8 protein-coding genes are annotated in these 6,458 nt (G+C 40.5%); 1 reads left to right on the top strand and 7 read right to left on the bottom strand.

Annotated elements, in window-relative coordinates:
- Nucleotides 1-516: 516 nt before the first annotated feature.
- The 3 genes from ACWXWT_RS07235 to hinT are packed head-to-tail and all read right to left on the bottom strand — an operon-like array spanning nt 517 to nt 1,843.
- Nucleotides 517-984: a PaaI family thioesterase gene (locus tag ACWXWT_RS07235; RefSeq protein WP_456040946.1), complete on the bottom strand. Its 468-nt coding sequence runs from the start codon at nt 982-984 to the stop codon at nt 517-519.
- Nucleotides 981-1,490, bottom strand: a complete 510-nt coding sequence (locus ACWXWT_RS07230) for a PaaI family thioesterase (RefSeq protein WP_456040945.1) — start codon at nt 1,488-1,490, stop codon at nt 981-983. The genes ACWXWT_RS07235 and ACWXWT_RS07230 overlap by 4 nt, the downstream gene beginning before the upstream one ends.
- On the bottom strand, nt 1,490-1,843 hold the full coding sequence (hinT, locus tag ACWXWT_RS07225) for a purine nucleoside phosphoramidase (RefSeq protein ID WP_456040944.1): 354 nt from the start codon (nt 1,841-1,843) through the stop codon (nt 1,490-1,492). Before hinT ends, ACWXWT_RS07230 begins: the two co-directional genes overlap by 1 nt.
- Before the next feature lie 204 nt (nt 1,844-2,047).
- Here hinT and ACWXWT_RS07220 point away from each other — a divergent pair, with 204 nt between their 5' ends.
- On the top strand, nt 2,048-3,805 hold the full coding sequence (locus ACWXWT_RS07220) for a M61 family metallopeptidase (protein ID WP_456040943.1): 1,758 nt from the start codon (nt 2,048-2,050) through the stop codon (nt 3,803-3,805).
- Between the two features lie 83 nt (nt 3,806-3,888).
- Here the strand turns inward: ACWXWT_RS07220 and ACWXWT_RS07215 are convergent, their stop codons facing one another.
- Genes ACWXWT_RS07215 through ACWXWT_RS07200 form a run of 4 tightly spaced genes read right to left on the bottom strand, consistent with a single transcriptional unit; the run spans nt 3,889 to nt 6,383 of the window.
- Entirely contained in the window at nt 3,889-4,740 is an 852-nt protein-coding gene (locus tag ACWXWT_RS07215; protein ID WP_456040942.1) for a CsgG/HfaB family protein, read from the bottom strand.
- Between the two features lie 2 nt (nt 4,741-4,742).
- Nucleotides 4,743-5,144 (bottom strand): curli assembly protein CsgF, encoded by a 402-nt coding sequence (locus ACWXWT_RS07210; protein ID WP_456040941.1) that lies wholly within the window; start codon nt 5,142-5,144, stop codon nt 4,743-4,745.
- A 13-nt stretch (nt 5,145-5,157) separates the two neighbouring features.
- A complete protein-coding gene (locus ACWXWT_RS07205) occupies nt 5,158-5,754 on the bottom strand; it encodes a curli production assembly/transport protein CsgE (RefSeq protein ID WP_456040940.1) in 597 nt (198 codons plus the stop codon).
- Nucleotides 5,751-6,383 (bottom strand): LuxR C-terminal-related transcriptional regulator, encoded by a 633-nt coding sequence (locus ACWXWT_RS07200; RefSeq protein WP_456040948.1) that lies wholly within the window; start codon nt 6,381-6,383, stop codon nt 5,751-5,753. The genes ACWXWT_RS07205 and ACWXWT_RS07200 overlap by 4 nt, the downstream gene beginning before the upstream one ends.
- Between the last annotated feature and the right edge of the window lie 75 nt (nt 6,384-6,458).

Here is a 6,458-nt window from a genome sequence, read left to right as displayed (position 1 = left end):
TTCCATAAAAAATAAGACATTCCCACCCTCCATGGCGGTCAGATGCTGGAGGTAGAGTAACGCAGGAGCTTGTTACCGAGGATCACTATTCGCTTCAATCATCTGCCTTGCCTACAGCACTTTGAACGCCCGCTGAAAGACCACATAGTTAATAGGATTGGTATCAAAACGTGTTTCTTGAGAATTTGGCGCCACGCCACTCACTTGCAACTGCTGCATGCCATGTAATTAACCGACGCCCAACTGCTTGCCTCATCTTCAATGAACAATCCGTTAGTACCATACCAAGTAAACGTATATTATACGTGTAAGTCGTGCCTCTACTGACTTTGAATAAGTGCCAATGCTTTAACTAAATCGGCCACCATCAAGGGTGACACACACGTTACGTTAATTAACCACTATACCCGCGGTATTGTGCGCGTAAGCACCAAGTCACAACGTAGAGGTAAAAACGATAGTTGATGCTAATTTCATGCTACTCCCCTTCATTTACGCTAGCTAAAACACCTTACGTTAATCTAACAAAAAGTGTGCTCTTGCCGTGGCAATTAACTGTTTACGGTTAGTCTGCCAACAATTGATACTTACGTTTGCCACGCGGCGGCCTTGACGCGTAATTTTACATTCGGCAAACGTATCTTGATGCAAACCAGCACGTAAATAATCAATGGAAAAATCGACAATTTTCGGCACTTTCTTGGCTTGCATAAATACCATTAATTGCACAATTGCCGACATCTCCATAAACCCAGCAATGACCCCACCGTGAATAGCGGGCAATATTGGGTTACCAATATTGTCATCTTTAGCGGGGAGTCTAAACACCATTTCGTCACCAAAACGAGCGACTGACATACCAATAAATTGTGAGTAAGGCACTTTTTCAAGTAGGTAACTATAATCATTGAGTTCAATGGCACGCTTGACCACATCTTGAACATCTAACCCCTTTTGTGTATCGATATTGGTTAGGTCACTCATGATGTCGCCTCCGCCAAATTACCCATTAATGCTTGACGAAACTCTTCACCTACCATTTCAGGACTAATACGCATAAATGAACCCACAGCATGAGCAATAGGTTCATCGATACTATCTTGATACGCAATTGCACGAGTAAAGGCAACGCTTGACGATAAACGGTAGCATTCGGCAAAAGCATAAACCGACTTATGAGGCTCTGCGGGTTTCATATAATCAACACGCAAGTCTAATGTGGGTGATAACTCTAACAACTGGTACTTTTTCAAAATGGCGCATACCACAGCGGTGCCACAAGCAGTATCGATTAAGGTAGTGATAACCCCACCGTGAATGACTCCGGTGTCTGGGTAACCAATAATATCTTGACTGTAAGGCAGCTCAATAAGCACATGATGCTCGCTGGCTTCTTGCACCGTAAGCCCTAAACGACGACATTGGGCCAGTTGATTGACAAACCGCGTGGCCACTTCTGTTAACGGAAAAAAATCACTGTTAATTTTCATTATCCACGACTCAGCATTGGGCCTAATGGTTCGCCCCCTAAAAGGTGCATATGAATGTGGTACACCTCTTGACCACCATGCTTATTGCAATTCATGATTAAGCGATAACCGTCTTCTGCAATACCGGCTTCATCGGCAAGTTTGGCCGCTACAGTCATCATTCTCCCTAATGCTTTTTCATCAGACGCTTTAACATCATTCGTTGTAGCAACTAAATGATTAGGAATGATAAGTATATGGGTTGGTGCTTGTGGTGCAATATCTCTAAACGCAGTCACTAACTCATCCTGATATAAAATATCTGCTGGAATTTCACGACGAATAATTTTACTAAATATGGTTTCTTCGGCCATTAGGGGATCCTCATTAAATAACTGCATTGTTGCTATTGATAATACTATCAAGTCTTTGATCTATCACTCCAGTAAAAACGCTTTTTATAGACAATCTTTTCCTTAAAATGGGATTCGTTTGCTTAACGTCAGCATTTTTGGCAGCATTGTCGATTATAGCTCAATCGTTTTGATTGCGACTCGCCTACTTATTCGGAATTCTTTATGCATTACCATATTCATGCGATCGATCCCAAAGCCCACTTATTTGAAGTTACCTTTACACTAACAAACGCAAAACCATCACAAATATTTTCATTACCGGCTTGGTTGCCGGGAAGTTATATGATCCGCGATTTTGCCAAAAATATCATTGAAATAGATGCCAAAGAAAACCAAAAAAAGTTATCTGTCACTCAATTAGATAAACAAACATGGCAATTGAATAACCAAGGTGACCACATTAGTTTGTGCTACCAAATTTATGCATGGGATTTGTCTGTTCGAACTGCACACCTTGACACTAACCATGGCTTTTTTAATGGTAGTAGTGTGTTTCTAGCGGCTAATGGTCTTGAGTCTCTGCCACATACAGTAACCATTGCTAAACCTGCACTTGCAGAATTAACCCATTGGACGCTGGCCACCAGCATGACGAGAACAACTGGCGAGCAATTTGGTTTTGGTGATTTTAGTGCTGAAAACTACGATGACTTAATTGACCATCCAGTTGAAATGGGTGAACTCACCATCAACACCTTTTATGCGGCCGGTGTTCCACACGATATCGTACTCAGTGGTAAACACCGAGCCAACATGGCTCGTATAGCTAAAGATTTAAAGGCCATTTGTGAATATCAAATCGATTTGTTTAGTACCCCAGCGCCATTTAAGCGCTATGTGTTTATGACAACGGTTTTAGATAATGGTTTTGGCGGTTTAGAACATAAAGCATCAACCGCCTTAATGTGCTCTCGCAACGACTTACCCCTGTCAATTGATGCACCTGTAGATAAAGGTTATCGCACTTATTTATCATTATGCAGTCACGAATACTTCCACTCATGGAACGTAAAACGCATTAAACCAGCTGAATTTACTCCGTTTGATTTATCACAAGAATCCTATACGTCTCAATTATGGGCTTATGAAGGGATTACATCATACTATGATGATTTAATTACTTTTAAATCACAATGTATTGATGAAAAAGGTTATCTTACTCTGCTCAGTCAAATTATGACTCGAGTATACCGAGGCGAAGGACGCTTTAAACAAACCTTAAAACAATCGAGTTTTAATGCTTGGACAAAGTTTTATAAACAAGATGAAAATGCTGCCAATGCCATTGTCAGCTATTACACCAAAGGGGCATTGTTTGCCTTGTTTTTAGATTTATCCCTGCGCACAGAAACACAAGGAAAACACAGTTTAGATGATGTTATGCGCCAATTATGGCAACAATATGGATTAACGGGTGTGGGAACCGACATCACTAGCCATCAGCGTATTGTTGAAACAATACTGAATAGACCCTGTGACGATATCTTTGCTTATTTGGACAACACCGACGATTTGCCATTAAAAGCATTATTGGCTCAAGTTGGCGTTAACATGACGTTACGAGCAGGCGAAGGTGTTGCAGATTTAGGTGGTGCTGAAGCTACAGGCTATAACATTGGATTTGGCGCGAAAACAAAAGCAGAATCATTTGGGTTAAAAATACTAACAGTTAGCCAACACAGTCCAGCACATCAAGCGGGGTTAAGTGCAGGTGATTTATTAATAGCTGCCGACAACTTACAAGTGACTAGTCAATTTGAACAACAATTGCAAAATTTGTCAATTGGCGATCAAATCACTTTACATTGGTTTAGACGGGATGAACTCATGCAAGGTCAATTTCATATTAAAGAAGCTATATTAGATACTATTTCCTTAACGATCAGTGACTCACAAAAAGCTAAAATGTGGTTATATTGATTAAGTTAACGTAACATAAAAACGAATACCAATGATGGTATTCGTTTTTTACGGTATTAATCATTTAGCGTAAAGACCAAAAGTTAGCTTTGTTTAATGCGGATACTGACTTGATTTTCAGGGTGAGCTTCTAACCAATATTTTTGTAATGTTGGATTTTTCAACCCTACCGTTGGGTCAAGTAAATTCCAAGAACGCTTCCAGATACCATCTGCAATCATATGTACCACAGCGCTTTCAATTGCTGCAGCAATACACAAACTAACAGGTTCATTTGAGGTATAACCCGCTTCTGCTTCTAATAAGTCTTGAGCATCCAAAAACTTAAACACACCTGCAGTAATTTCTTTTGAAATAACAGATTTGGTTGTGGTGACACTGCTTAACAGTCGTCCGGAACGAATATCTACCGCACGAAGATTAACCGTTATACTGTCAACACGATATTGCCCTGATGTACCAATCCCCAAATATCGAGCACCTGCTCCACCGGTTTTAACATTAGTATCATAAGCAACAATGCCACCTTCCATTAAAATTTGTGCGCTGTTCAACTGCGGTAATTTACTCGCATCACCATTCAGTCCTGCTCGAACAATTTTTCGTTCAGTCAGTAAATTTTGCAACCCTTCACGCTCAACAGGCACAAACCAAGCAGAGTCGTTCAATGCTTGAGCGAGAAAAGCAGTTCCAGACTGCGGCACAGCGGTCGAAAAGTTACTCGACGGTGAAGGTTTATATTGCCCTGTTTGATCACGAAAATCATACACTGCCGCAACCATACTCCCTTGTGGCGCGGGTAAGCTCACTAAATCATAGTAGGTGTCACTTTTTGGCATAAGACTCGTTGAAGCTTCTATACCATCAAACTCTCTGTCAATAGAAGAACAAGCCGTAAGCGAGATAACCAATAGGCTAAGCAATAGTTTTTTCATGATTAACCTCCAGTAGACGTGCCAACAATGCCACCGACTTCAATAATAGTGGTTTCGCCAGTTAATACATCGGTGATGTGAACGAGTAAAGACCCGTCTTCATTGACTACATTTATCTCAAAGTCATCGGTTTTTAAATAGCCCTCTCCCCCGTTAGCGGCATCATTAAACAGTTGGCTCATTAAACGTGACTGTAACGAACTGGCTAGCCGATCTAACGCTGTAGGAGCTACATAGGAAGATCCACCTTGATGGTCATTTTGCGCTGACGCATTTGCAAGCAGATACGTACCATTAAGATAGTTACCACCAAAAGCTGGATTCACTGGTGTGTACACTAACTGTGTGGCCATTGAGCTTGACGAAACGAGTAGCGTGAAAGTGATTAATAGTATTTTTTTCATATACTTTCCCTGCCTAAAATTCATCAGGTGCGAGATCTGGATCAAAAAACGCACTCCATTTTACTTGCTGTTGGTACTGCATTAACATCGAATCAACTCTTTTGGCGGCGACAATCGCTTGTTTATCAATATTACGACTTGCAGGCGATAGAACGGTCACGAAAACGGGTTTTCGATTGTGTAACACTAAAATTTTACTGCCACTTCTTGCTGTTGCTTGTTCAACAACGGTTAACCCTGAGTGATCTGTTGTGCCATTAATATCACGATAAGCACTTACAAACTCACGGTAAAATCTGTGCCCAAACCTTGTCATGGCGCGATTTAAAATCAACCCGTCGATTAAATCTGTTTCATGCTTTGGTTTTTCATCACTGACACTCACCACTTGCTCATTGGGTTTCTTTAATAGCGTTTCTTGAGCAGCTGAGGCTTTTGATTGAGGCTTAAGGTTGTCGGTTGTCGGTGCAATTTCTGCTTTCGTAAATTCTGGTACATTGACGGCCGAATTTTGGTGGTTATCATTTTGCAAATCATTAGCGAATGCACCATTGATAAATACGACTAAATAAACCATTAAGCAGAAAAGCATCGCTAGATAATGTTTCACACTCTCACCTCATGCATATGAGTTTGTGCCCAAGCAATTGCTTGACCACGACTGGAAACGCCAATTTTTCTAAATGCACGATATAGATGAGTTTTAATCGTAGATTCACTGACAAACAGCTGGTTAGCAATATCTAAATTGGTGCTACCAGACAATAAAGCCTGTAATACCTCTCGCTCACGAATAGTCAGATGTTCACTCTCTTCATCATGTTCATCGTTTAATATTGAATGCTGTAAACCTTGCGGTATAACACTTCGGCCTTTAAGAATGTTATTCATACCATGACTAATCTCCGCTAAACTTGCATCGGTATAAAACACGCCAATTGTTGTTGCAGGATGAATGAGAAATTTGGTATCAAGTTGTTTAGGGAAATTGAGAAAAATGGTGTGAATGGCACAATATTCACGTTCGATAAAGCGTTGTAATTGATATGTTTGTTGTAAATCAATTGTTGATAAGTCAAACACCACTACAGAAATATGTTCACTCGCTAACATTTTTGCCATTTCGCAGGGTTGAGTCTTCGTTAATTTGATTAAAAACTCTTGCGGCCAACGACAATCCAGTAAATCAGTCAATAACTGCGACCGAGACACTATCATCCAATTTACGACTTTAAACATCATTTACACTCCATGTGAAGATTAACTAGGTGCCAATTAACACAGAACCTACATCAATGTTTATGTACATTATCA

The sequence above is a fragment of the Shewanella sp. A22 genome, assembly GCF_053850585.1.
Note: the sequence above shows the minus strand (reverse complement) of the source record. Positions and strands in the feature narration are given on the sequence as shown.

Coding starts and splice junctions, on each gene's coding strand:
- ACWXWT_RS07235 (WP_456040946.1), bottom strand. CDS start 984: ATGAGTGACCTAACCAATATCGATACACAAAAGGGGTTAGATGTTCAA.
- ACWXWT_RS07230 (WP_456040945.1), bottom strand. CDS start 1,490: ATGAAAATTAACAGTGATTTTTTTCCGTTAACAGAAGTGGCCACGCGG.
- hinT (WP_456040944.1), bottom strand. CDS start 1,843: ATGGCCGAAGAAACCATATTTAGTAAAATTATTCGTCGTGAAATTCCA.
- ACWXWT_RS07220 (WP_456040943.1), top strand. CDS start 2,048: ATGCATTACCATATTCATGCGATCGATCCCAAAGCCCACTTATTTGAA.
- ACWXWT_RS07215 (WP_456040942.1), bottom strand. CDS start 4,740: ATGAAAAAACTATTGCTTAGCCTATTGGTTATCTCGCTTACGGCTTGT.
- ACWXWT_RS07210 (WP_456040941.1), bottom strand. CDS start 5,144: ATGAAAAAAATACTATTAATCACTTTCACGCTACTCGTTTCGTCAAGC.
- ACWXWT_RS07200 (WP_456040948.1), bottom strand. CDS start 6,383: ATGTTTAAAGTCGTAAATTGGATGATAGTGTCTCGGTCGCAGTTATTG.